General features: G+C 64.9%; 18 protein-coding genes. 5 read left to right on the forward strand and 13 right to left on the reverse strand.

Features of this window, described 5'->3' with window-relative positions:
- Positions 1-29 precede the first annotated feature (29 nt).
- Entirely contained in the window at positions 30-1,601 is a 1,572-nt protein-coding gene (locus CI15_RS07135) for a methyl-accepting chemotaxis protein (RefSeq protein ID WP_062125589.1), read from the reverse strand.
- A gap of 505 nt (positions 1,602-2,106) precedes the next feature.
- On the opposite strand from CI15_RS07135, the gene CI15_RS07140 reads away from it, so the two are divergent.
- Positions 2,107-3,060 (forward strand): AraC family transcriptional regulator, encoded by a 954-nt coding sequence (locus CI15_RS07140; RefSeq protein WP_241495805.1) that lies wholly within the window; start codon positions 2,107-2,109, stop codon positions 3,058-3,060.
- A gap of 91 nt (positions 3,061-3,151) precedes the next feature.
- Here the strand turns inward: CI15_RS07140 and antC are convergent, their stop codons facing one another.
- The 3 genes from antC to antA are packed head-to-tail and all read right to left on the reverse strand — an operon-like array spanning position 3,152 to position 6,072.
- Positions 3,152-4,180, reverse strand: coding sequence for an anthranilate 1,2-dioxygenase electron transfer component AntC (antC, locus tag CI15_RS07145; protein ID WP_062125593.1), 1,029 nt, complete (start codon positions 4,178-4,180; stop codon positions 3,152-3,154).
- 15 nt (positions 4,181-4,195) lie between these two features.
- Positions 4,196-4,684 (reverse strand): anthranilate 1,2-dioxygenase small subunit, encoded by a 489-nt coding sequence (gene antB, locus CI15_RS07150; RefSeq protein WP_062125595.1) that lies wholly within the window; start codon positions 4,682-4,684, stop codon positions 4,196-4,198.
- Complete coding sequence (gene antA / locus CI15_RS07155; RefSeq protein ID WP_062125596.1) at positions 4,681-6,072, reverse strand: anthranilate 1,2-dioxygenase large subunit; 1,392 nt, start codon at positions 6,070-6,072, stop codon at positions 4,681-4,683. Before antA ends, antB begins: the two co-directional genes overlap by 4 nt.
- A gap of 335 nt (positions 6,073-6,407) precedes the next feature.
- Between antA and CI15_RS07160 the strand changes: the two genes are divergently transcribed.
- Positions 6,408-7,940 carry a sensor domain-containing diguanylate cyclase gene (locus tag CI15_RS07160; RefSeq protein WP_062125598.1) on the forward strand — a complete coding sequence of 511 codons (1,533 nt, stop codon included), beginning with the start codon at positions 6,408-6,410 and terminating at the stop codon, positions 7,938-7,940.
- A gap of 221 nt (positions 7,941-8,161) precedes the next feature.
- Positions 8,162-9,469 carry a solute carrier family 23 protein gene (locus CI15_RS07165; protein WP_062125600.1) on the forward strand — a complete coding sequence of 436 codons (1,308 nt, stop codon included), beginning with the start codon at positions 8,162-8,164 and terminating at the stop codon, positions 9,467-9,469.
- 60 nt (positions 9,470-9,529) lie between these two features.
- On the opposite strand, the gene CI15_RS07170 is transcribed toward CI15_RS07165, so the two are convergent.
- Positions 9,530-11,185, reverse strand: coding sequence for a Na+/H+ antiporter (locus CI15_RS07170; RefSeq protein ID WP_062125602.1), 1,656 nt, complete (start codon positions 11,183-11,185; stop codon positions 9,530-9,532).
- Between the two features lie 326 nt (positions 11,186-11,511).
- Here CI15_RS07170 and CI15_RS07175 point away from each other — a divergent pair, with 326 nt between their 5' ends.
- Both CI15_RS07175 and CI15_RS07180 read left to right on the forward strand, forming a co-directional pair.
- Entirely contained in the window at positions 11,512-12,798 is a 1,287-nt protein-coding gene (locus tag CI15_RS07175) for an EAL domain-containing protein (RefSeq protein WP_062125604.1), read from the forward strand.
- Positions 12,799-12,833: 35 nt separating this feature from the next.
- Positions 12,834-13,535 carry a copper homeostasis protein CutC gene (locus CI15_RS07180; RefSeq protein WP_062125606.1) on the forward strand — a complete coding sequence of 234 codons (702 nt, stop codon included), beginning with the start codon at positions 12,834-12,836 and terminating at the stop codon, positions 13,533-13,535.
- A 13-nt stretch (positions 13,536-13,548) separates the two neighbouring features.
- On the opposite strand, the gene CI15_RS07185 is transcribed toward CI15_RS07180, so the two are convergent.
- The 8 genes from CI15_RS07185 to CI15_RS07220 all read right to left on the reverse strand — a co-directional run bounded on the left by CI15_RS07185 (position 13,549) and on the right by CI15_RS07220 (position 23,762).
- Positions 13,549-17,136, reverse strand: a complete 3,588-nt coding sequence (locus CI15_RS07185; RefSeq protein WP_062125608.1) for an indolepyruvate ferredoxin oxidoreductase family protein — start codon at positions 17,134-17,136, stop codon at positions 13,549-13,551.
- 244 nt (positions 17,137-17,380) lie between these two features.
- Positions 17,381-18,364 carry an ion channel gene (locus tag CI15_RS07190; protein ID WP_062125610.1) on the reverse strand — a complete coding sequence of 328 codons (984 nt, stop codon included), beginning with the start codon at positions 18,362-18,364 and terminating at the stop codon, positions 17,381-17,383.
- Positions 18,365-18,470: 106 nt separating this feature from the next.
- Positions 18,471-18,716: a hypothetical protein gene (locus tag CI15_RS07195; protein ID WP_062125612.1), complete on the reverse strand. Its 246-nt coding sequence runs from the start codon at positions 18,714-18,716 to the stop codon at positions 18,471-18,473.
- A 74-nt stretch (positions 18,717-18,790) separates the two neighbouring features.
- Positions 18,791-19,021 carry a hypothetical protein gene (locus CI15_RS07200; protein WP_062125614.1) on the reverse strand — a complete coding sequence of 77 codons (231 nt, stop codon included), beginning with the start codon at positions 19,019-19,021 and terminating at the stop codon, positions 18,791-18,793.
- 154 nt (positions 19,022-19,175) lie between these two features.
- Positions 19,176-20,084, reverse strand: a complete 909-nt coding sequence (locus CI15_RS07205) for a carbohydrate kinase family protein (protein WP_062125616.1) — start codon at positions 20,082-20,084, stop codon at positions 19,176-19,178.
- Positions 20,081-21,382 (reverse strand): AGE family epimerase/isomerase, encoded by a 1,302-nt coding sequence (locus CI15_RS07210; RefSeq protein ID WP_062125618.1) that lies wholly within the window; start codon positions 21,380-21,382, stop codon positions 20,081-20,083. The genes CI15_RS07205 and CI15_RS07210 overlap by 4 nt, the downstream gene beginning before the upstream one ends.
- On the reverse strand, positions 21,379-22,365 hold the full coding sequence (locus tag CI15_RS07215; protein WP_062126165.1) for a LacI family DNA-binding transcriptional regulator: 987 nt from the start codon (positions 22,363-22,365) through the stop codon (positions 21,379-21,381). Before CI15_RS07215 ends, CI15_RS07210 begins: the two co-directional genes overlap by 4 nt.
- 371 nt (positions 22,366-22,736) lie before the next feature.
- The gene (locus tag CI15_RS07220) at positions 22,737-23,762 is read right to left on the reverse strand and encodes a bile acid:sodium symporter family protein (protein WP_062125620.1); all 1,026 of its coding nucleotides are present in this window, start codon (positions 23,760-23,762) and stop codon (positions 22,737-22,739) included.
- Between the last annotated feature and the right edge of the window lie 314 nt (positions 23,763-24,076).

Raw genomic sequence — 24,076 nt, forward strand, 5'->3', positions numbered from 1 at the left:
CAACAGAACCAGAACCCGCACTCGTCAAGCTAGCTCCCCACCCCCACCACCCGAAAAAACCCCACCACCTCCCTCAACCTTTCCCCCTGCTCCTCCATCGCCCGCGAAGCCGCCGCCGCCTCTTCCACCAGCGCCGCATTCTGCTGCGTAACATTATCCATCTGCGTAATCGCGAGATTCACCTGCTCGATCCCGCGACTCTGCTCACTAGACGCTGACGCAATCTCCCCCATGATGTCCGTCACCCGCGCCACCGCACGCGTAACCTCACTCATCGTCCTTCCCGCCTCCCCAACAAGCGCCGACCCATCCCGAATCCGCCCAACCGAAGCCGCGATCAGATCCTTGATCTCCTTAGCCGCGCTCGACGATCGTTGCGCGAGACTCCGCACCTCGCTCGCCACCACCGCGAACCCACGCCCCTGTTCCCCGGCCCGCGCCGCTTCAACAGCCGCATTCAGCGCAAGAATATTGGTCTGAAACGCAATACCTTCGATGATCCCCGTAATATCCGCGATCTTCGTCGAGCTCTCGCTGATGTCCTGCATCGTGCTGACGACCTGCCCAACGACCGCACTACCTTTCTGCGCAACCGACGACGCATTAGCGGCAAGCGTGCTGCCCTGCTGCGCGTTGTCGGCGTTCTGCCTGACGGTCGACGTCAACTGCTCCATGCTCGACGCCGTTTCCTGCAGCGACGCCGCCTGCTGCTCAGTGCGCTGACTAAGATCCTGGTTGCCCGCGGCAATCTCGCGCGCCGCGCCGGCGATGCTCAAGCTGCTGTCACGCACGCGCGTGACGATCTCGGTGAGCCGCGCGTTCATCTCGCGCAGCGCGCTCAGCAGCTTGCTGGTTTCGTCGTGCCCATCGACGGTGATGCGCGTGCGCAGATCGCCTTGCGACACCGTGCGCGCAACGCCGATCGCAAAACCGAGCGGCCCCGTCACCGAGCGCGCGATCAGCACGCAAGACGCGATCGCGAGCGCAATCGCGGCGACGCTGATCGCGATCAGCAGATTGCGCTGGGTCTCGTAGTGCGCGACGTGCTCGCTGACCAGTTGTTCCTGGCGCGTGCGCGTGTAATCGGCGTAGGCATCGGTCGCACGGATCAGCGCGGCGAGCAGCGGCCGGCAGTTGTCGTCGATCTCCGTGCTCGCCTGATCGCGCTTGCCGTCGAGCGCAAGCTGCACGATGTGCGTCGCGACCGGACCATACGACGACTCGATGCGACTGATCTCGGCAACGAGACTTCGCGCCTTCTCCGTGGTGTTGTTCGCGTTCGCGATCATCTCGTTCAACTGCTTCAGATGCGTGCGCACGTCCTCGTCGGCGCGCATCACCTCGGCCTTTTCTATTTCGATGTCCTGAGGCGTGGTCACCAGCACCAGGTTGCGCGCGGCAATCGCGCGGCGGTCGATCGCGGTGCGCACCTGCACGACCATGTCCGCGCGGGCGTTGATGCCGCGCACGTAGTCGATGAAACCATCGGTCGAATCGCTCAGTGCTTTCAACGCAAGGCAGCAGACCACGACGACGATCAGGGAAAGCATGCCGAAGCCGGCAATCAGCTTGCTTTTGATGGTGAGGCGATTGAGGGTCACTTTTGTTGTCTCCGATGACGAATCGCAAACCTTCGCAATGGACTCTCCGGTCCGGGTCTGGTGATGGGTGACTGACCGCGGGACCGCATCCGAATCACGGGTCCAAAGGGGTATTCCATCTACTGGATATCGGATCGAACGCAGCGGACTTAAGGCAAATCGCCTGATTCTGTGCAAATGTGCGTGTGATGACCGAAGAAAATAGAAGCTTGCACAACTTTTCGCGCATTTAAATGCAAATTGAATGCATCGTCTTTCCGTTTGATTTCAGCTTGCTTTCGTTTGTCGGCGAAAAGCCGCAAGCCCAGCGGTGGTTTGCCTACGCGCAATGTTTTTATCCACTCTCCCGGAGCGAACACGGTTGAGGTAGTCTTAGCGAATCCCACCATGTCCCCCGTTCTGCGCCCTGAGGGACGTCCCCAGCGGGCGCACCCCCTCGAAAAACGTCCGTTTCCTGCGTATGCGATCACCATCCGACCTTGGCATTCGCGACCTCCGCGCCGCGTTGAGCGACCTGGATGGCGCGCGCGACTGGATGGCGTCAATCTGCGGCCCGCACGGCCTCCAGGTCAGTCACCCGGAGCGCCTACGGTTTCACCAGTCCGGCACCGTACTGCGCTCAATGGCGACGACGATCGGCTACGTCGAGTACGGCACCGACGTGACGGTCGCCGTAAGCGAAAACAGTCCGCTGAACTGCTACAGCGTGAGCCTGCCGATAATCGGCCAGCAGGAACTCGCCGCGCACGGCAAGAGGTGGTTGTCGGATCAGGATCGCGGTTTGATCGTCAGTCCGCAGGAATCGCAGGATCTCGCGATCACCGGCAATTGCCGCAAGCTGCACGTCGCGATTCCGCGCTCCGCACTTCAACAGGTGCTACAGACGATGCTGCAACGCCCGGTCGAAGCGCCGCTCGTGTTCCAGCCCGACATGGATGCGGCCGCCGGCGATCAGGCCTCGTGGTGGCGCATGGTCAAGTTCCTGGCCGGCGAGATGGAACGCTCGGGGCCGTCGCTCGGGCAGCTCTATATGTCCACCGAACTCGAACTGACGTTGCTCAAGGGATTGCTGCTGTCGCAGCCGCATAACTATTCGGAGCAGCTGGCCAACGCATCCGCGATGACGCCGCCGCATTATCTGACCCGCGCGCGCCAGTTCATTCACGACAATGCGCGCGAGCCGATCACGCTCGAAGACATCGAGCGCGCCTCGGGCGTGTCGCGTTTCAAGCTGTTCGACGGCTTTCGCCAGTACTTTGGCTGCGCGCCGATCGCGTATCTGAAACGCTACCGGCTCGAATCGGTGCGGCGCGATATTCTCGAAGACCGATCGGTGCGCAATATCTCGTCGGTGGCGCTGGGCTGGGGGATGTCGCATCTCGGACGCTTCTCGACCGAGTACAAGGCGTTGTTCGGCGAATCGCCATCCGAGACGTTGAAGCGCGCGGCGCAGCGTTAGCGCCCCACGAACCACCCGCGCATAAAAAAGCCCCGTTCCAACGCTCGCGCGCCGAAACGGGACAAACAGAGACCTGCCTGCGAAGCACGCCTTATCGAGCGTTGCTTTCGCCGAACTTCTCGTAAAACAGCCGGTAGTCCTGAATGCCCTGATCGGCGAGCCAGGTCTTGATCGCTTCGACCATCGGCGGCGGTCCGCACACGTACATGTCGAAGCCGTTCGATTCGAGGAACGAGCGGTCGAAATGCTCGGGGATCAAACCGGTTTTACCCGACCATTCCGGCGCCGGATTCATCACGACCGTCTCGAACGCGAATCCTTCGATGCTCGCCCTATAGCCGTTGATGCGCTCGGTCTCGCACAGATCGGCCGCATTCGTGACGCCGTAGTACAGATGCACCGGGTGCGCGACGTTGCGTTTCGCCGAGATCTCGTCGAGCATGCCGAGGAAGGCGGACAGCCCCGTGCCGCCCGCGACCATCACGAGCGGACGCTCGACCTGGCGCAGATAGAACGCGCCGAGCGGCGCCTCGAACTCGACCGTATCGCCGACCTTGCAACGCTCGCGCAGATAGTTGCTCATCACGCCGTCGGGCAACAGACGGATCAGGAATTGCAGTTCGTTGCGCGCGTTCGGATGATTCGCGAACGAGTACGAACGCCAGTCTTCCGTGCCGGGCACCTTCACACGCGCGTACTGGCCCGGCAGAAAATCGAGCTGACGGGTATGCGCGCTCGCATCGACACGCAGGATCGCGGTCGTCGCCGACACCAGCTCGACGCCGACCACGCTGGCGGACACGGTGCTCGTGCCGGCGCCTTCGCACAGCGTCGAGTCGAAGTCGAAGTAGAACGACGCATCCGACTTCACGCGCGTCTGGCACGAGAGGATTTTGCGCTGCGCGAGGTCTTCCTCGCTGAGCGTTTCCTCGTCGACGTAATCGAGCGTGTAGTCGCCCGATTCGCAGCGTCCCTGACAGGTGCCGCACACGCCTTCGCGGCAGTCGAGCGGAATGCTCACGCCGTTGCGCAACGCCGCATCGAGCAGCAGCTCGTTCGGGCTCACATCGAAGAACGCGGTTTTGCCATCGGCAAAGCTCAACGCGACTTTATGTTTCATCGTCGTGCTCCCGGCTTACAGATGATAGAAATCCAGCACCGCGTTGATGTGGTCGTTCAGCAACAGCACGTGCTTGCGCTTGATCGTCCAGCTATCGCCCGAGGGTTGCAGGTCGTACACGGCGCGGCCGTAGAAGTAGTCGGTCGAGCCGTGGCGCGTGTAGAGCGTCGACCAGTTCACGTTCGCTTCGACGCTCGAATCCTCGCGCTCGGTGAGACGCACGTTGCTGATCTGATGCATCGTGCGCGGCAGCGGCGTCGACGCGGCCGACTTGCCGGTGCGCAGACGGAACACACGGTCTTCGAGACCGGCGCGATCCCGGTAGTAGATCAGCGACATGCCTTGCGTCGGATCGGTCGTGTACACGTGTTCCGAATCCCACTGCGGCACATGAAACACGCTCTGCGGGTCGAACAGTTCGAGGTATTCGTCCCATTGCTGCTTGTCGCACAGATCGGACTTCAGATACAGAAACTGCTCGACGGAGTGTTGGAGTTGGCTCATGCCTGCTCTCCCTGCGATTCGATCGATTTGTCGAGACCCTTGAGGATCGTGTCGCGCCAGGTGCCGTGCTGGTTCACGTAAAGCCCTTCGTGCGTCAGTTCGGTGCCGGTCAGATTCGGCGCGATGCCGAGCAGCGTGGTGTTAGCGGTCGCGCCGCTGGCCCACTTGTGATGTCCGCGCGAGATGTCGCTCCAGCGTTCGAGGCGCGCCTGGAAGCCGCGCTGCTGCTCGCGGAATTCGACGAGGTCGTCGGGCGTGCCCATGCCGGACACGTTGAAGAAGTCTTCGAACTGACGGATGCGGTTCTCTCGATCCTTTGCCGACTCGCCCTTCACACCGATGCACTGGCTGATGATCTCGGTCTTGTTCCACGCGACCGGACGCACGATGCGCAGCTGCGAGCTGATCTGGTCCATGAAGAACAGGCTCGGGTAGATGTTCAGATTGCGCAGCCGGTGCATCATCCATTCGGCCTTGTCCTTGCCGTAGGCTTCGACGAGGCGCGGCATCACGCTCTCGTAGCCGGGACGTACTTCGGGGTTCGGCATGTCGCTGAACAGCACGCTGTGGCCGTTGCGGAATGCGAACCAGCCGTCGTCGGTTTCGCTGTCGCCGGCGCCGAGCTTGCTGTAGTCGAGCGTGCCGCTCGGGGTATCGCCTTTCTTCGCGTTCGACTCGTGGCGGTGCTGGACCGTTGCCACGTAGTTGTAGTGCACGGTACTCACGTGATAGCCGTCGAGTCCGTTTTCGTTCTGCAGCTTCCAGTTGCCGTCGAACGTGTAGGTCGACTTGCCGGGCAGCACTTCGAGCTCGCCGGTCGGCGACTGCGCGACCATCATGTCGAAGAAGATGTGCGCATCGCCGAGATACGCTTCGAGGGTGTCGGTGCCGTCGACGTCGAGGCTCACGAACACGAAGCCCTTGTAGCTCGCGATGCGCGCTTTCTTCAGGCCGCGCACCGACTTGTCGAAGTCGTCGCAGTATTCGCCCGGCGCCTTCACCTTCACGAGACGGCCGTCGTTCTTGTAGCACCAGGCGTGGAACGGGCAGGTGAAGGTCGACTGGTTGCCCTTGGTCATCCGCGTGAGCGTCGCGCCGCGGTGCTGGCACGCGTTGATCATCGCGTTCAGGTTGCCGGCGCTGTCGCGCGAGATGATCAGCGGCTGGCGGCCCGCGCGCATCGTCAGGAAATCGTTCTTGTCGGGGATTTCGCTTTCGTGGCAAGCGTAGATCCAGGCCTTCTCGAAGATGTGCTCCATCTCGAGCGAGAACAGCTCGGGCTCCGTGAACATTTCGCGGGCAATCCGGTACACGCCTTCCGCCGGGCGGAAGTCCAGACAGCCGCTTACGAATTCGCGCCATTCGGAGGCGCTGCGCTTCTCGCTCATGATGTGTCTCTCTCCTTGTGTTCAATCGTTTGAACGTTGACAGGCTCGATTGAATACCGAAGTTGAGAGGCGAACTATCCAGCCAATTTGCATTCGCTATCCGAATAATTGGGCGGCCGGCTGGATAACCGGACAATCGGGTGCAAACGCCCGTCGGCTGGGCACGCGAGTGCACCGTTTTTGCACATGCGGGCAAAAACCCGTCTGTTCGATCGATTAGTGGGCCATCGTGTCTGCTACGCTACCGATTCGTCGGTCGCGTTATGAGGGTAATCACCGAGGCGCGGCCGTTTCTTCACGCGTGTCTTTCAGCGCATGTCAGAACGAAAAAACGCATGGTGACGCGTCGACCGAATGCCGTGATTGCGATCAGCGTCGTGCTGGCTGGCGCGATTCTCGCCATCGCCGTGTTGCTGCTCGCACAGATGCGCGACGACGCGTTGCGGCGCGCGCAGGACTCGATCTTCAACATCTCGCTGCTGGTCGAGCGCGACGTGTCGCGCAATCTCGAGATTTACGACCTTTCGCTGCACGCGGTGATCGACGGACTGAACCAGCCGGGCGTGCTCGATCTGCCGCCGCAGATCCGCCAGATGGTGCTGTTCGACGGCTCGATCAGCGCGAAGGACATGGGCTCGGTATTCGTGCTCGACGAACGCGGCAACGTGCGTTTCGATTCGCGAGCATGGCCGCCGCGCGCGAATAATCTTGCTGATCGCGACTACTTCAAGATGCATCGCGATTCGCCCGACGCCGGTCTCTACATCAGCCATCCGTTCAGCCCAAGCGGCACCGACGAGGACCTGCGCATCGCGCTGAGCCGGCGCATCTCGCGGCCGGACGGCAGCTTCGGCGGCGTGGTGGTCGGCACCATGCACCTCACGTATTTCAGGCGGCTGTTCGACGGCATGAAGCTCGGACCAAGCGGCTCGATGGCGCTGATGCTGAGCGACGGCACGATGTTGATGCGTCGTCCTTATGATCCGAAAACGATCGGCATCAACCTGACCGGCACGGCCAACTACTCGCGCTTCACCACGCAGCAGAGCGGCGACTTCTTCGGCACCGCGGCGATCGACCATGTCGAGCGCTGGTACGCGTTCCGCCATATCGACACCTATCCGCTGATCCTCGACGTCGCGCTGTCGACGCGCGATATCTACGTCCAGTGGCGGCGGCGCGCATGGATCATCGGCACGCTGATCGGCGCGCTCGATGTGTCGATCATCGCGCTCGCGATCCTGTTCTCGTACCAGTTGCGCCTGCGCCGCGCGGCCGAGGAAGAACTGCGCGAACTCGCGCGCACCGACGGGCTGACCGGCCTGAACAACCGTCGCGCGTTCGAGGAGCACGTGAACGACGAATGGCGGCGCGCGCAGCGCAATGGCCGGCCGTTGTCGCTGCTCCTCATCGACGTCGATAACTTCAAGGGCTTCAACGATCTGTACGGCCATCCCGCCGGCGACGAGGCGCTGATCGGCGTCGCGCGCTGCATCGCGCAGAACGTGCGGCGTCCGGGCGACACGGCCGCGCGCTTCGGCGGCGAGGAGTTCGCGGTGCTGCTGCCCGACACCGACGCGGCGGGCGCGCAACGGATCGCCGAGCAGATCCGCGCGGCGGTGCAGGCGCTGCAATGCCGCCATGTGGCGAGCGCGCATCACGTGCTGACGGTCAGCGCCGGCGCGGCGACTGCGCACGGCGCGCTGCTCGCGACGAGCCGCGCGCTCGTCGACGCGGCCGACGAAGCGCTGTATCGCGCCAAGGATGCCGGCCGCAATCGGGTGATGGTGTTTGGCGCGAAAGCGGACACGACGCCGCGGGACGGCGCCGCGGTGACGCCGGACACGGACGCGCGCGGCGCGAATTGACGCGCCGGCGTGCCGCGCATTGCGGGCCGGCATTTCGGCCGGTTCGTCGACCCGCATGCTGGGCCGCATGCCGACCCGCTTCCCGACCCGCTTGCCAGCGCCGATTGCTCTCCGTAAACTCGCGCGTAACTTTGTTTGCCAAACCCGCGCTGCGGCGCGAAATGGGCACAAGCCACACCGCACACCGCACACCCACGCAGCCCAAGAGGAGAATCCCCGCAATGGCCGCTTCCTACTTCCCCCGCTGGCGTCGCCAGCCTGCCGCCGCCGAGGGCAGCATCGTCGGCATCGACGAACGGCTCGCGTGGCCGCAGATGTTCGCGATGGGCATCCAGCACGTCGTCGCGATGTTCGGTTCGACCGTGCTCGCACCGCTCCTGATGGGCTTCGATCCGAACCTGTGCATCTTCATGTCGGGGATCGGCACGCTGCTGTTCTTCGTGCTGGTCGGCGGCCGCGTGCCGAGCTATCTCGGCTCGAGCTTCGCGTTCATCGGCCTCGTGATCGCGGTGACCGGCTATGGCGGACATGGCCCGAATCTGAACATTCCGGTCGCGCTGGGCGGCATCGTCGCGTGCGGCGTCGCGTATGGGGTGATCGGGCTGATCGTGTCGGCGGTCGGCACGGCCTGGATCGAGACGCTGATGCCGCCGGTCGTGACCGGCGCGATCGTCTGCGTGATCGGCCTGAACCTCGCGCCGATCGCCGTGCACGGCGTGAGCGGCAGCAACTTCGAGTCGTGGATGGCGCTCGTGACGGTGCTGTGCGTCGGCGCGGTCGCGGTGTTCACGCGCGGCATGCTGCAGCGTCTGCTGATCCTGGTCGGCCTGCTGCTCGCCTACGTCATTTACGCGATCCTCACGAACGGCCTCGGCATGGGTAAGCCGATCGACTTCTCGATCGTTGCGAACGCCGCCTGGTTCGGCATGCCGCACTTCATGTCGCCGGTGTTCGACCCGCACGCGATGGCGCTGCTCGCGCCGATCGCCGTGATTCTGGTCGCCGAAAACCTCGGCCACATCAAGGCGGTCAGCGCGATGACGGGCCAGAACCTCGACCGCTATATCGGCCGCGCGTTTATCGGCGACGCGCTCGCGACGATCGTGTCCGGCTTCGCGGGCGGCACCGGCGTGACGACCTACGCGGAGAACATCGGCGTGATGGCGGTCACGAAGATCTACTCGACGCTGGTGTTCGTGATCGCCGCGTTGATCGCACTCGTGCTCGGTTTCTCGCCGAAGTTCGGCGCGGTGATCCAGACGATTCCGGGACCGGTGCTGGGCGGTGTGTCGATCGTCGTGTTCGGGCTGATCGCGGTAACCGGCGCGCGCATCTGGGTCGTCAACAAGGTCGACTTCTCCGACAACCGCAATCTGATCGTCGCGGCCGTCACGCTCGTGCTCGGCGCCGGCGACTTCTCACTGAAGCTCGGCGGCTTCGGGCTTGGCGGCATCGGCACCGCCACGTTCGGCGCGATCATCCTGTACGCGCTGTTGAGAAGAAAGCCGACGCAAGGGCCGGTGGCCTGAGCGGTGACCGGCACCGGCGTTTCACGCGCCGGTGCCGGGCTTCGATGCGGCAACGAAGCCCTATCTTTTGCGCGCGGTCAGCGCCGTCTCCGACAGATCCACCTCACGCATCAGCTTGTTCAACGTCTCGTCGTTGATCCGCTGGGTATTGCGCAAGTCGAGCAGCGTCTTGCGTTCGGCGCGCATCGCCGCGAGCTTCATGCGAAATTCGAGCGCATCGGCGCGGCGAGCGAGTTCGCGCGGCGCCTGGTCGTCGTCGAGCGTCGCGAGGCGGCGGCGGTACAGGTCCATCACTTGCGCGGTCACATCGGTCGCATACGCCTGCGCCGATTCCTCGAGATCGACGCACTCGGTGTCGTGCAGATGATCGACCGCGCGAATCGCCGCCTGCGCGGCGAGGGTACGCGCGAGCGCTTCTTCGGCCGCATGCGGGTCCTTGCCGCGACGCCAGCCGCTCAGCAGCAACGGCAAGGCAGCCACCGCGACCAGCAGCGACAGCAGGATCACGCCCGACGCGATGAAGATCGCGACATCGCGCCCCGGCAGCGGCGTGCCGTTCGGCAAAAGCTCGGGCAGCGACAGCACGCCCGCGAGCGTCACCGCGCCGCGCACGCCCGCCACCGTCGTCACCGACACCATGCGCAGGCCAGGCACCGCATTCGAGACGCCGTGCTTGGTCGCCCCGCGGCTCGCGAACCAGCGCAGCAGCCATACCCACGCGAAGCGCATCGCGTACAGCGCGAGCGCCACCGCGACGATATAGCCGATCAGCAGCGCGACCTGCGCGTCGTTGGTTTGGTGCGCGTCGAGCAGTGCGCGGCCGAGAATGTGCGGAAACTGCAGCCCGAGCATGATGAACACCATGCCGTTGAACACGAACTCGATCATCGTCCACGTGCTCGAGGCCCGCACGCGCGAGGCGACGTGCCACGTATCGGCGATGCTCGCGTAGTTCATCATCATGCCGGCGGCGACCGCGGCGAGGATGCCCGACAGCTCGAAGCGCTCGGCGGTCAGATAGGCGGCGAACGGGATCAGCAGCGTCATGACGACGCCGGGCGCGGGGTCGCCTTCCTGGGTCAGATTGAGAAAACGCGCGGAGACGAAGCTGAACAGGGCGCTCACCGCCGCGCCGACCGCGAGGCCGCCTACCGCGATGATGACGAAGCTCACCGACGCTTCACGCAGCGAGAACGTGCCGGTCAGCGCCGCGGCGATCGCGAACTTCAGCGCGACGAGACCCGACGCGTCGTTCATCAGCGCCTCGCCTTCGAGGATATGCATCAGTTGGCCAGGAATCTTGCCCTTGCCGGCGATGCCCGATAGCGCGACCGCGTCGGTCGGCGACAGCACCGCGGCGAGCGCGAACGCGACCGGCAGCGAGATCTGCGGCACCAGCGCATGCACGAAGTAGCCGACCACCAGCACCGTCATGAACACGAGGCCGAGCGCGAGCATCAGGATCGCGCGGCGCGCCATGAAGAACTCGCGCTTCGGAATGCGCCAGCCATCCGCGAACAGCAGCGGCGGTATGAACAGCAGCATGAAGATTTCCGGGTCGAACGTGACGTGCAACTCGAGCCGCGGCCACGCGAGCAGCGCGCCGATCGCGATCTGCACGAGCGGCAGTGGCAGCTTGAACGGCAGCGCGCGAGTCAGCACACCGGACGCGGCGACCGCGAGCAACAGGATCAGGACGGTGAAGACGATTTCCATCGTGGGTTCCGGGCAGATGAAGGAGGTGTCCTGGGAAGGGGCGCGAGGCGCAGAGTCGAGTGTAGCGTGGCAGCGCGCGCCGTTGCCGCGAGCGTCGCAGCGCTGTTTCGCTACTAGCCGTTGCACCGCGCCGGTGCGTGCCGCGCCCATCGTCGGCGCATGAACTTTGTCTCCGGTGCAATCTTTCATGGGAGTTACAGCGCAATGTGCGCCAGCGTGCGCATGGACCTTGCTTAACCGGTAACGATGACGCACATTTTGAGAACCGGCATCGGTCAGGTTGCGTTCCGCGTTCGGACCGGCCGGCTCTCGCGTGAGAGGATTGCATGACGATTGCGCAACAGGACAGAGCGGCGACTGTGCCGCACGGCTTCGAGGTCGAGGTGACCTCGGGCCTTCAACGCTATTCGGTGCATCACGGCGAGTTGATGCTGACGAGCGTGTTTCAGCCGATCTTCAGCCTGTCGCACATGCGCGCGGTAGGTTACGAGGGCTTGCTGCGCGCGCACGACGCGCTCGATCGCCCGGTGTCGCCGCTCGACGTGTTCGGCGAGGCCGCGCGCATCGGCGACGCGCTGCAGATCGACCGGCTCGCGCAGACGCTGCATCTGGAGAACTTCAAGATGCTCGGCGCCGAGCGCGAGTGGCTGTTCCTGAACGTGCATCCTGGCGTGCTGACCGACCCGTATCTCGCGGCGGCGCTGCTCGCGAATCTGCGGCGGCTCGATCTGTCGCCACGGCGTGTCGTGCTCGAAGTGCTCGAGCAGAGCGCCGAAGATCTCGATCGTCTGGCTGACGCGGTGCGCGAGTTTCGCGAGCGCGGCTTCCTGATCGCGCTCGACGACTTCGGCGCGGGCCATTCGAACATCGAGCGGATCTGGCAGCTCAATCCCGACATCGTGAAACTCGACCGCATCATGCTGTCGCACGCCGCGCATCGCGCCGATATGGCGACGATCCTGCCCGGGCTCGTGTCGCTGCTGCATGAGGCGGGCAAGCTCGTGCTGATCGAAGGCGTCGAAACCGAGCACGAGGCGCAGATGGCGCTCGCCTGCAATGCCGACTTCGTGCAGGGCTTTTTCTTCGGCCGGCCGAATCCCGGTGTCGTCGATGCGATCCATGCGGCCGCCTGCATCGGCGAAGTCACCGAGCGCTATCGCGAGCAGGAGGAGGCGCGCGAGCGGCGCAATACGAGCCGGCTCGCGCCGTATCTGCGCGCGTTCGAGCGCGCCGCGGAGCGCCTTGCCGCCGGCGAGCCGCTCGACGAGGTGTGCTGGAATTTCCTCGCGCTCGATCACGCGGCGCGCTGTTTTCTGCTCGACGCGAAGGGGCGTCAGGCCGGCCGCAACGTCGTGCTGCGCGCCGATCGCGCGGCGCACGAAACGCGCTTTCTGCCGCTCGCCGACGCGCAGGGCGCGAACTGGCTGCGTCGTCCGTACTTCAGCGTCGCGATCAATGCGCCGGAGCGCGTGCACGTGACGCGGCCGTATCTGTCGATCAACGAGGCGTTGCCGTGCGTGACGCTATCGGTGGCGACGCACGTCGGCAGCGAGACCTGCGTGCTGTGCGGCGATATCGACTGGGTCGAAGAGGAGCGCGACGCGCGTATCTGACATGATGTCGCTTTCAACGACACCAGGTTGCGCTCATGTCCGTTCTGCTCGAAGTGATTGCCACGACCGTCGCCGACGCGCGCGCCGCTGCGCAGGCCGGCGCCGACCGTCTCGAACTCGTGACCGCGATGGGCGAGGGCGGTCTGACGCCGAGTGTGGGCTTGATCGAGGCGGTGGTTGCCGCGGTTCGCGTGCCGGTGAACGTGATCGTGCGGCCGCATAGCCGCTCGTTCGTCTACGACGTCGACGACTATGCGGTGATGCTGCGCGACATCCGTGCCGTGAAGGCGGCCGGTGCGAACGGCATCGTGATCGGTATGCTCGATGTGCAGGGCGGGATCGATCGCGAAGGTCTCGCGCGTGTATGCGAGGCCGCCGGTGGCCTCGCGATCACCTTCCATCGCGCGTTCGACGAAGCGCGCGATCTGCGCGAAGCGCTCGACGTGCTGCTCGGATTAGAGGCGGTGACGAATGTGCTGACGTCAGGGGGAAAGTCGTCGGTGCTGCACGCGCCAGCGGTGGTTAGCGAACTGGTGCGGCAAGCGTCGGGCTCGCATTGCACCGTGCTGGCGGGTGCCGGCTTGACGGTCGATGCTGTTGCGGACTTCGTGAGCCACACGCACGTCGAGGCCGTGCATTTCGGCTCCGGCGTGCGCGTGAACGGCAACGGACTCGCGCCAGTCGATCCGGCGAAAGTCGCGCAGGTGAGGGCGCTGCTCGACGCGACCCAGCGTTGAGCAGCGCGACGAACTACTTAGCGACCACTACAGGAATGCCGCGCAACTGCCCGGCGCCCTTCATCTCCTCCAGCGACTTCTTGACCGCCGAGCCCGTCGCCGCGTCGATGCCGAGGCGCGCCGCGAGGTCACGCTCACCGCGCTTCACGCCTGCCAGATTCGCCAGCTTCACGTGTCCATAACCGCGCACGCGCGCATGCAGGTCGGCGAGCTTCGCGACGTCGTCGAGACGGCTCGCGTCGAGTTTGGCGAGCGTGCGTTGCAGCGTGGTTTCATAATCGCTTGCCAGCTCGCGCTCCATCTTGCGCTCCAGCGTGCGGCCGAACGGATCGAGCGCCGTGCCGCGCAGGCCGCGCCATTTCGCGAGCAGGCCGAGCACGGGCCACATCCACTGACCATAGGTTTTCTTGGTCGGCACGGCGCCGGGCTGCGCGCGCGTGAGCGTCGGCGGCGCGAGGTTGAAGCGGATCGTGAAGTCCTTGCCGGCGGCACCTTCGAATTGCGCTTCGAGCGCCTCACGGAACGCCGCGTCCGTATGAAGACGCGCGACTTCGTATTCATCCTTCACCGCGAGCAGCCGATAGAACGTCGTCGCGACCGCGCGCGTCACGCGCTCGCTCGTTGCGTCGACGGCGCTTTCCGCGCGGCGAGCGTTATCGACGAGCGCGCGATAGCGCTTCACATAAGCCGCGCCGCCATACGCGAGCAAGCGTGCTTCGCGATGGGCGATCAGTTCGTCGAGCGTATCGACGCGCACGCTCGGCTTCGGCGCGTGACGGGACTGCCACAGCGATTCGAGCGCGGCGGGATCGGCGGCGGCCACTCGGCCGATCGAGAACGCAAGCTGGTTCATCTGCACCGCGACGTTGTTCAGTTCGATCGCGCGCATCATCGCGGCGAACGACACCGGCACGAGACCGAGCTGCCACGCGAACCCGAGCATCAGAATGTTCGCGCCGATCGTGTCGCCGAGAAAACGCGTCGCCAGCGCTTGAGCGTCGCACGTCGACATGCGCTCTGCACCTGCCGCATGACGCATTTTGTCTATCAGCGCGTCGGCATGCAGCGTCGCGTCCGGATTCTGCACGAAGCTCGCGTTCGGAATCGCATGCGTGTTGACGACGATCCGCGTGCGGCCATGCCGCACCGTCTGCAATGCATCGGCACTCGCGCCGACCACCATGTCGCAGGCGAGCAGCACGTCGGCCTGCTGCGTGTCGATACGCACCTGGTTCAGCCATTCGTCGCGCGCGGCAAAGCGCACGAACGACAGCACCGAGCCGCCTTTCTGCGCGAAGCCCATGAAGTCGAGCACCGACGCGCTCTTGCCTTCGAGATGCGCGGCCATGCTGATCAACGCGCCGACCGTCACGACGCCAGTACCGCCCACCCCCGTGACGAGGATGTCGTACGGCGCGGCATCGAGTGGCGTTGCGGGAATCGGCAACGCGTCGACGTGCTTGACGAGCGCTTGCGGATCGAATGCGACGCCCGCGGCTTTCTTCAGCGTGCCGTTTTCGACGGTGACGAAGCTCGGGCAGAAGCCGTTCACGCACGAGTAGTCCTTGTTGCACGACGACTGATCGATACGGCGTTTGCGACCGAGCGCGGTTTCCAGCGGTTCGACCGACAGGCAGTTCGATTGCACGCCGCAATCGCCACAGCCTTCGCAGACTTCCTCGTTGATAAAGAGCCGCTTGTTCGGGTCGGGGAACTCGCCTTTCTTGCGGCGCCGGCGTTTTTCGGCCGCGCAGGTCTGGTCGTAGATCAGCACGGTCACGCCGTCGGTATCGCGCAACTGGCGCTGCACCGCGTCCATTTCGCTGCGATGGTGAAACGTCGTGCCTTGCGGAAACTGGCCGTGGTGGCCGTCGTATTTCTCGGGCTCGTCGCTGACCACGACGAAGCGCGACACGCCCTCGGCTTCGACCTGGCGCGCGATCTGCGGCACCGAGATGCTGCCGTCCACGGGCTGGCCGCCGGTCATCGCGACCGCGTCGTTATAGAGGATCTTGTAGGTGATCGTGGCTTTCGCGGCGACCGCCTGGCGGATCGCGAGAATGCCCGAGTGAAAGTAGGTGCCGTCGCCGAGATTCTGGAACACGTGGCGCGTTTTCGTGAACATCGAGTGGGCGGCCCAGTCGACGCCTTCGCCGCCCATCTGAATGAGCCCGGTCGTATCGCGCTCCATCCACGAAGCCATGAAGTGACAGCCGATGCCGGCCTGCGCGATCGAGCCGTCCGGCACTTTCGTCGACGTGTTGTGCGGGCAGCCCGAGCAGAAGTACGGCGTGCGCTTCACGCTGTCGGCCGCGTTCGAGAGGATCTGCGGCGCGACCAGATCGACGACGCGTTCGCGCCGATCGAGCGCGGGCTTGTGCTTCGCGAGCCAATTTGCGAACACCGGCAGGATGCGCGAGGGCCGCAATTCGCCGAGCGACGACAGCAGCAACGTGCCATCTTCGGCGTGCTTGCCGATCACGACCGGCCGCGTGCCCTGCGTGCGGTTGTACAGGTAGTCCTTGATCTGCTGCTCGATGACGGGGCCCTTCTCCTCGATCACGAGCACTTCGGACAGACCCGACACGAACGCGTCGATGCGCGTCATCTCCAGCGGAAACGACAACCCCACCTTGTAGATGCGCACACCGGCCGCGTCGAGATCGGCGACGGTCAGATCGAGCCGGCGCAACGCTTCCATCAGATCGAGATGCGCCTTGCCGCAGGTGACGATGCCGACGTTCGCGTGCGGGCTCGGCGCGACCCATTTGTCGATACTGTTCATGCGCGCGAACTGGCGCACCGCGTCGAGCTTCGCGTGCAGACGCGCTTCGATCGTCAGGCTCGGCAGATCGGGCCAGCGGTTGTGCAGACCACCCGCCGGTGCTTCGAATTCCTGAGGGAACGTCCATTCGGTTTGCAGCGCGTCGAGATCGACGGTCGAGCCCGATTCGACGGTCTCCGAGATCGCCTTGTAGCCGACCCACGCGCCCGAGAAGCGCGACAACGCCCAGCCGTACAGGCCGAATTCGAGCATGTCCGCAATGTTCGACGGATTCACGACCGGCATGTGCCACGCCATCATCGCGAAGTCGCTCTGATGCGGCATCGACGAGGACACGCAGCCGTGATCGTCGCCCGCGACCACCAGCACGCCGCCGTGCTGCGACGAACCGTACGCATTGCCGTGCTTCAGCGCGTCGCCGGCGCGGTCGACACCGGGGCCTTTGCCGTACCACATCGCGAAGACGCCATCGACGGTGCGCTCCGGATCGGCTTCGACGCGCTGCGTGCCGAGCACGGCGGTGCCGCCGAGTTCTTCGTTGATCGCGGGCAGGAAGCGGATATCGCTCGCGGCGAGCAGTTTTTTCGCCTTCCACAACTGCTGATCGACCATGCCGAGCGGCGAGCCGCGATAGCCGCTGATGAAGCCGGCCGTGTTCATGCCGCGGGTTTTGTCGAGTTCGCGCTGCATCAGCGCGAGGCGCACGAGCGCCTGGGTGCCGGTCAGAAAGATCCGGCCGCGCGTCGCGGTGAGATTGTCGGACAGCTTGTAGTCGGCGAGGGCGGGCGTGCCGTCGATGGGCAGGCGGGCGGTCATGGGCGAGTCTCCAGTGTTCAGGCTTCGCGCGCGATGGTGGGGGCGCGGATGCGGCGCAGCGAAAGAGACTCTATTTTTTAGCGCCTGGGCGAGTGAATTATTGCTTCTTTAATCGGGCGTTCGCGAATGGGCGCGAAGAGTCGCGCGTTTTGACCGGCTTTTGAGCCGGATTTGCCACGTGGCGGCGCGCTTCGGGTATGCCCTGGGGCTGGACGGGTAGGGCGGCGCAGGCGCTTTCGAAAAACTATTGCGCCGTGTTGGCCGCGATGTCCGGGGCGAGCGGCGCGGCATCGAGCGGCACGATCTCGTCGAAGTGCGCGTAGTCGATATGGCTCACGCCGTCGCGCTCGCTCATGATGTCGACGAACCGGTGCTGCCAGAAGATCTGGTCACAGGTCCACATGTGGCGCGCCTGCATGGTTTGCGACGTCGATTCGTCGATCCCTTCGAGCGTGAGCAGCAGCGACGCGTCGCGGCCCTTCATCGATTCGGCGTTTTCGCCGAACAGCGGACTCGCTTCGTCGATGATGTGCATCAGCGTCCAGCCGAGCTTGAACACCGGATGCTGGTCGCGCACCAGCGCGAGGTCGTAGAGCTTGCGCAGCGTATAGCCTTCGACCGACGTCTCCTGACGCAGGATGCGCAGCCGCGCGCGCGCCTCGGCGATCACGTTCTGGCGCGCGTTGGCCGAACGCACCATCAACGTCATGCGGCCGTCGATCGGCCGGATCACCGCGTAGCGCGCGAACATGATCTTCGCGTGCGGCCGCGAAAAGCGCGCAAAGATCAGCCCGGTCGCCAACGCGATGCTCGACATGCCGACGAAGATTTCGAACGTTGCGACCCAGTGGGCGTAGACGGTTTGCGGATGCATGTCGCCGTAGCCGACTGTCGCGAGCGTTTCGACGCTGAAGAAGAACGCGCCGCCGAAGCCCTTCGGAAACTGATTCGCGATCGACGCGCCGCCGAGCATGTAGAGCGTGGCGAACACGGTGTTGAGCAGCAGGAACAGCAGCGCGAGCGACACGAAGAACACCGGCCAGCGCACCTCGAGCGCGCGGTGATACAGGTCCTGCCACAGCGGTGTCGGCATGCCGTGCGCGATCACTACGCGATCGTCCAGGCGCAATTCGCGGCTGCCACGCGCGCGGCGCTTCGATGGGCTCGCGTCGGTATCGGTGTCGGTATCGCCGAGCGTGGAAAAACGGTCTGACGGTTCGCTTGCCATCACGCGCTCGTGGGATGAAAACGGGCACAGCGTAGCATGGCGCGTTGTGCGCGCTGGGGGATTTTCCGCGCGAGTTTTCAGGCTGGGTCGGTTTGCTTCGCGCGCGTCACGGAAACACGTGCGGCTTCGGAATTCCCGCGCCGTGGTCGATATCGTCGACCGCCTGGCGATGCGCGCTATCCACTGCTTCGGCCTGATCGGCATAGCCCGCGTCGCCGCCGACCGTGGTCCACGGCTTGACGGCCTTCTCGCGATGACGGATTTCGTACTCCGCATCCCAGCGCGCACCGCTGAGTTCGAGCGGACGAACGTGAATCGAATACACGCCGTATTGGAACAGCTGTTCAGCCATGATCGCCTCCAGCCGGTCGACCCGGCGGCGCCGCGCCTGCGCCACGGCGCGCGGCGCGTCGCCCCGGGTTCGGCCTACAGTTCGATTTCCCCGAGGATACGATGGGCGAGCGCTTTGGCTTCTTCGAGCGCCTCTAGCGGTGTCGACGATGTCGAGTCGACTTCATAGACCGTGGTTTCCTGTTCGTCGCTGGGTTCGCCTTCGTCGCGCGCGAGGGTGACGGTACCTTGCCAGGCGTCCCGGCCCACTTCTCTTATCGACGCAGTGGCCGTGTAGATGCCCTTGGTGTAGGTGACGTCCTCCATGGCCTCGCTCCTTTTCGCAAAGGTTTCGATGTTTTCATCCTAGCACGGCGTGGCGGGATCGGTTCCCGGCCCTGGGCGGCTTGACCCGGCGCGATGTGCTCGACATCCGTGACGCTATGCGCACCCCAGGGCAGCCAAATTACAGCGACGTGTTCTACAGCAGCGCGACCACCTCGTCGAGCGTCGGCGCATGCGCGCCGGCGTGGCCGCAGGCCGCCGCGCCGGCCGCGAGCGCGAACGCGAGATGCTCCGGCCAGGCGCGTTGCGGCGCGCTCATCAGGCTGAACAACAGGCCGCCGATCGACGCATCGCCCGCGCCGACCGTGTCGACCACGGCGACGCGCGGCGGCTTCGCCTCGATCACCGCGGCGCCATCGAGCAGCATCGCCGAATCGGGCCCGCGCGTGACGAGCACGGTCGCGGCCGGATTCATCGCGCGCAATTGCGCGAGCGCGGCGGCTTCGTCGCTGGTTTTGAAGATCATGCGCAGGTCTTCGTCCGAGACCTTGATCAGATCCGCGAGCGCGGCCATCTTGCGCAGCGTCGGCTCGTAGCCGTGCTCCATCAGGTTGCGATAGTTCGGATCGAAGCTGATCTTCACGCCCTGCGAACGCAGCTGAGCGGCGAGCCCCGCGAGCGTGTTGCCGAGCGGCTGACGCACGAGGCTGATGCAGCCGAAGTGCGCCCACTTCACCCCGCTCATCCAGCCGGCCGGCAGCTTCGCCGGATCGAATGCGAGATCGGCGCCGTTCTCGCCCATGAAGAAGTACGCGGGCGGATGCGTCTGATGCACGATCGCGAGCAGCGGCGGGCGCTCGACGCGCTGCAGAAAGCGCATGTCGAGACCCGCGGCGACGCTCGCGTCCCATAGCTCGTCGGAAAAGTTATCGACGCCGAGCGAGCCCGCGCACGCGGTGGGCAGACCGAGCCGCGCGACGCAGCGCGCGACGTTCCAGCCCGCGCCGCCCGGACGCGACAGCCAGTTCGATGCGCCGGTGCGGACGAGATCGGTGAGGATGTCGCCGGCGGACACGAAAACGGGGAGTTCGGTGCTCGCGCTCATTGTGCTTTCTCCGTGGAAGCCGCTGCGGCGGCCGGGGTCGATGCTGCCGACGCCTCGTCGCCGAGCGCATGGGCGAGCACTTCGTAGCACGCGCCCATCGTGTGATAGTCGGTCTTGCCGGCCGGGCTCTTTTCGTCGCTGTACTTGCGGTTGTCGCACGTGAGGATGCGATACCACGCGCCGTACTGATGGTCGACGAAATGCGCCCAGCTGTAGCGCCAGATCTCGTCGTACCAGTCCCAGAAGCGCTCGTTGCCGGTGCGCTTGCCGAGCAGCGCGGCGGTCGCGAACGTTTCGGCCTGCACCCAGAAGTACTTGTCGTGATCGCACACGGTGCCGTCGGGGCCGAAGCCGTAGTAGAGGCCGCCGTGGTCTTCGTCCCATGCGTGGGTCATCGCGGCGTCGAACAGTTCGATCGCGCGCGGCAGCAGCCACGGCAACGGACGGAAGCGTTCGAGAATCAGCAGCAGCTTCGCCCATTCGGTCTGATGGCCGGGCTGGAAGCCCCACGGACGGAAGATGTTCGAGCTGTCTTCCTCGTTGTAGTGCCAGTCGACCGACCAGTCCGCGTGAAAGTGCTCCCACACGAGCCCTTGCGACAGCTTCGCCTGGCGCAGCGTGATATTCGACGCGACGCGCTCGGCCCGATCGAGGTAGACCAGATGACCGGTCGCCTCGTGCGCGGCGAGCAGCGCCTCGGTGGTGTGCATGTTCGCGTTCTGCCCGCGGTAGGAGCTGACGTGCCAGTCGGGCGAGGCTTCGTCGGCGTAGAGGCCGGCGGCGGCGTCCCAGAAGCGGTGCTCCATCAGATCGAAGGTCGCGCCGATCATCGGCTTCGCCTCCTCGATGCCGGCCATCGCCGCATGCGAATACGCCAGTAGCACGAACGCGAGGCCGTAGCAGTGGCGCGTCGCGTCGAGCGTGCGCTTTCTGCCGTCGCGCCATTCGATTTCCCAGTCGTAGCCCGCGTGCTGCGAGTCCCAGTGCGCGTCGCGCAGAAAGCTCAGGCCGTGGCGCGCGTATTCGAGGTGCTTCGGGTCGCCGAATTGCCGATACGCCATCGCGTAGTTGAACACGTAGCGGCAAGTGCTGACCAGGTGGCGTGTGGTGCGGTCGTAGATCGAACCGTCGTCGCGGAAGAAATGGTAGAAGCCGCCGCTCGGGTCGAGCACGTTCGGCGCGTAGAAGCGCAGCGTGTCCTCGACGTGCGCGAGCAGGAACTCGCGGTTGCGGAAGCTGGCGATGGGCGGCACCTGCGCGGCGTCGGCGGAAGGGCGAAGCGGATTGGTTGGCGTCATGGCGTTTTCACCAAAGTACTGGCACGGGCAACGAGTTGAACGGGCAAGCGGACTTCGAGTTCGGCTGGCGAGTCTTCGAGCAGCAGTTCGACGCCGCGTCGGCCGAGCGCTTCCTTGTCGACTGAGATCGTCGACAGCGGCGGCGTGGCGTGCGCGGCGGCGGGAATGTCGTCGAAACCGATGATCGCGATGTCGTCGGGTACGGTGAGGCCGCGCGCGAGGCACACGCGTAGCGCGGCCAGCGCGGCGGCGTCGTTGAACGCGAACACGGCGTCGGGGCGCGGGCCCGGCGCGTCGAGCAGACGCTGCATCGCGCGCGCGGCGCCGGTGTCGGGATCGAGCCCGGCGTCGATGTTCACTTCGAGCGAGGGGTCGAACAGCAGACCCGCTTCGAAGAACGCGCGCCGGTAGCCGAGCGCGCGTTCGGCGATGCTGAAATGCGCGAGCGAGCCGCCGATGAAAGCGACGCGCTTGCGTTGCTGCGCGAACAGATGGCGCATCGCGAGCGTCGCGCCGGCGGCGTTGTCGAGATTGACCGAGCGCAGGCCCGGCGACCACAGATCGATCAGCACCAGCGGGCGTTGCATCGCGACCAGCGTCGCGAGCGTTTCGGGCTCGACGAAGCCGGCGATCGCGACGGCGTCGGGCGCGTGCAGGCGCATCTGGTGAATCACGTCCTCGGTCGGCCCGGCGGTCAGCACCGACGGCACGATGCCGCGCTCGCGGCAGGCGTCTTCAACGCCGTGCAGCACGTGCGAGAAAAACGGGCTCGCGGCGAAGTTGTTGTGCTGACGATGCAGCAGGAAGGTCAGGCGGCGGATGCGCGGGCGCAGTTGCGCCGCATCGTAGCCGAGCTGGCGCGCCGCTTCGACGACGCGTTCGCGCGTGGCCTCGGACAGGCCCGGCTGATTTTTGAGCGCGCGCGACACGGTGCCGATCGAAACGCTGGCCGCGCGGGCGACGTCGCGGATGGTTGTGGCCATCGAATGAAGCTGCCGCGCGAGGCGTGGCAGCACGGGTTCAGGTCGGGCGATTGTATAGTAAAACGCCGCTAAAACGACTCGTAAAACGATGACTCGGTACCGGTAAATACCCGTATTTTATGGGCTTGCTGGCAATTAAGTTGTTTAGTAAAAACGACTAAACAATAGCTGGACGGCCGTATTCGAGACTTATCCGGAATCTTCCTATGCCTTCCGGCCGAGGCGACAGCGCGAGCATTTGCGCGTGAAATAACGAACACACCAATCGCAAGCCAAAAAGAAAAAGCCGCCCAAAGGCGGCTTTCCTCACACGATCCAAACGACGCTCAGGGAGGGCGCTTATGAATGTCCTGTTTGCATTGCGCGTGTTCTCAACGACGCGCGACGGCGGCGGCGGGTTGCCGCGCCGCGGCTGCGCTCTCGCCGCTGAGGTCGCGGGCGCCCCAGCGCTGCGCGAGCGCGGCGCAGACCATCAGCTGGATCTGGTGGAACAGCATCAGCGGCAGCACCACGGCGCCGACCGCGTGCGAGGCGAAGATCACCTTGGCCATCGGCACGCCGGCGGCGAGGCTCTTCTTCGAGCCGCAGAAGATGATCGTGATCTGGTCCGCGCGGTTGAAGCCGAGCCGCTTGCTCGCGAAGATCGTCACAGCCAGCGCGAGCGCGAGCAACACGGCGCTCACCACGACGAGGCCGCCGAGCGCGGACAGCGGAATCGTGTGCCACAGGCCTTCGGTGACGGCCTCGCTGAACGCGCCGTAGACGACAAGCAGGATCGAGCCCTGGTCGACGAACTTCAGCACACCGCGGTTCTTCTCGATCCACTTGCCGATCAGCGGACGCAGCAACTGGCCGGCGACGAACGGCACGAGCAGTTGCAGCACGATGTTGCCGACCGTATGCCACGGCGAGGCGCCGCCGCTCGCGGCCTGATTCGTGACGATCACGCTGACGAGTGCTGGGGTGACGAAGATGCCGAGCAGGCTCGACGCGGACGCGCTGCATACCGCGGCCGGTACGTTCCCCTTGGCAATGGACGTGAACGCAATCGACGACTGGACCGTCGATGGCAGCGTGCAGAGGAACAGGACGCCGGCATAGAGCGCCGGGGTGACGAGCGGCGCAAGGATCGGTTTAAGCGCGAGGCCGAGCAGCGGAAACAGCGCGAACGTGCTCAGCAGCACCACGATGTGAAGACGCCAGTGCGTCGCGCCCGCAATGATCGCCTCGCGTGAGAGCTTGGCGCCGTGCAGGAAGAACAGCAGGCCGACCGCGATGTTCGTCACCCAGTTGAACCCTGCGGCGGCTTGCCCGTGAACGGGCAGGAGGCTGGCGAGGATCACGGTGCCCACGAGGCACAGGGTGAAGTTATCGGGCAGGAATTTCGGGCGGGCCATGTCGGAATCTCGATTCGATGACGCGAAGTAAGCACGAATGCGCCTGTCTCGGCGCGTCTGTGCCAATGGAAAGCGGCTATTGTTGTCGAAACTGGATTAAAAACGCAAATTCATTTGCCGAATCGATTAATGAGGTTTGTGCATTGGCCCGCCTGTCGCCCCTTCAGGTCACGCGGCACATTTCAGTATTGGCGACCCGCTTGTTCGCGACAAACCGTTTAAACATTGACGGTCCAGGCGCTGCTTATTTGCAACAAACGCAGCTTGCACGGCGTGGCTGAAAACGCCTGCCAGCGAACTCTCCTGCCGCGCTC

Source organism: Paraburkholderia monticola, from assembly GCF_001580545.1.
In the GTDB taxonomy this organism is placed as follows: Bacteria; Pseudomonadota; Gammaproteobacteria; order Burkholderiales; family Burkholderiaceae; genus Paraburkholderia; species Paraburkholderia monticola.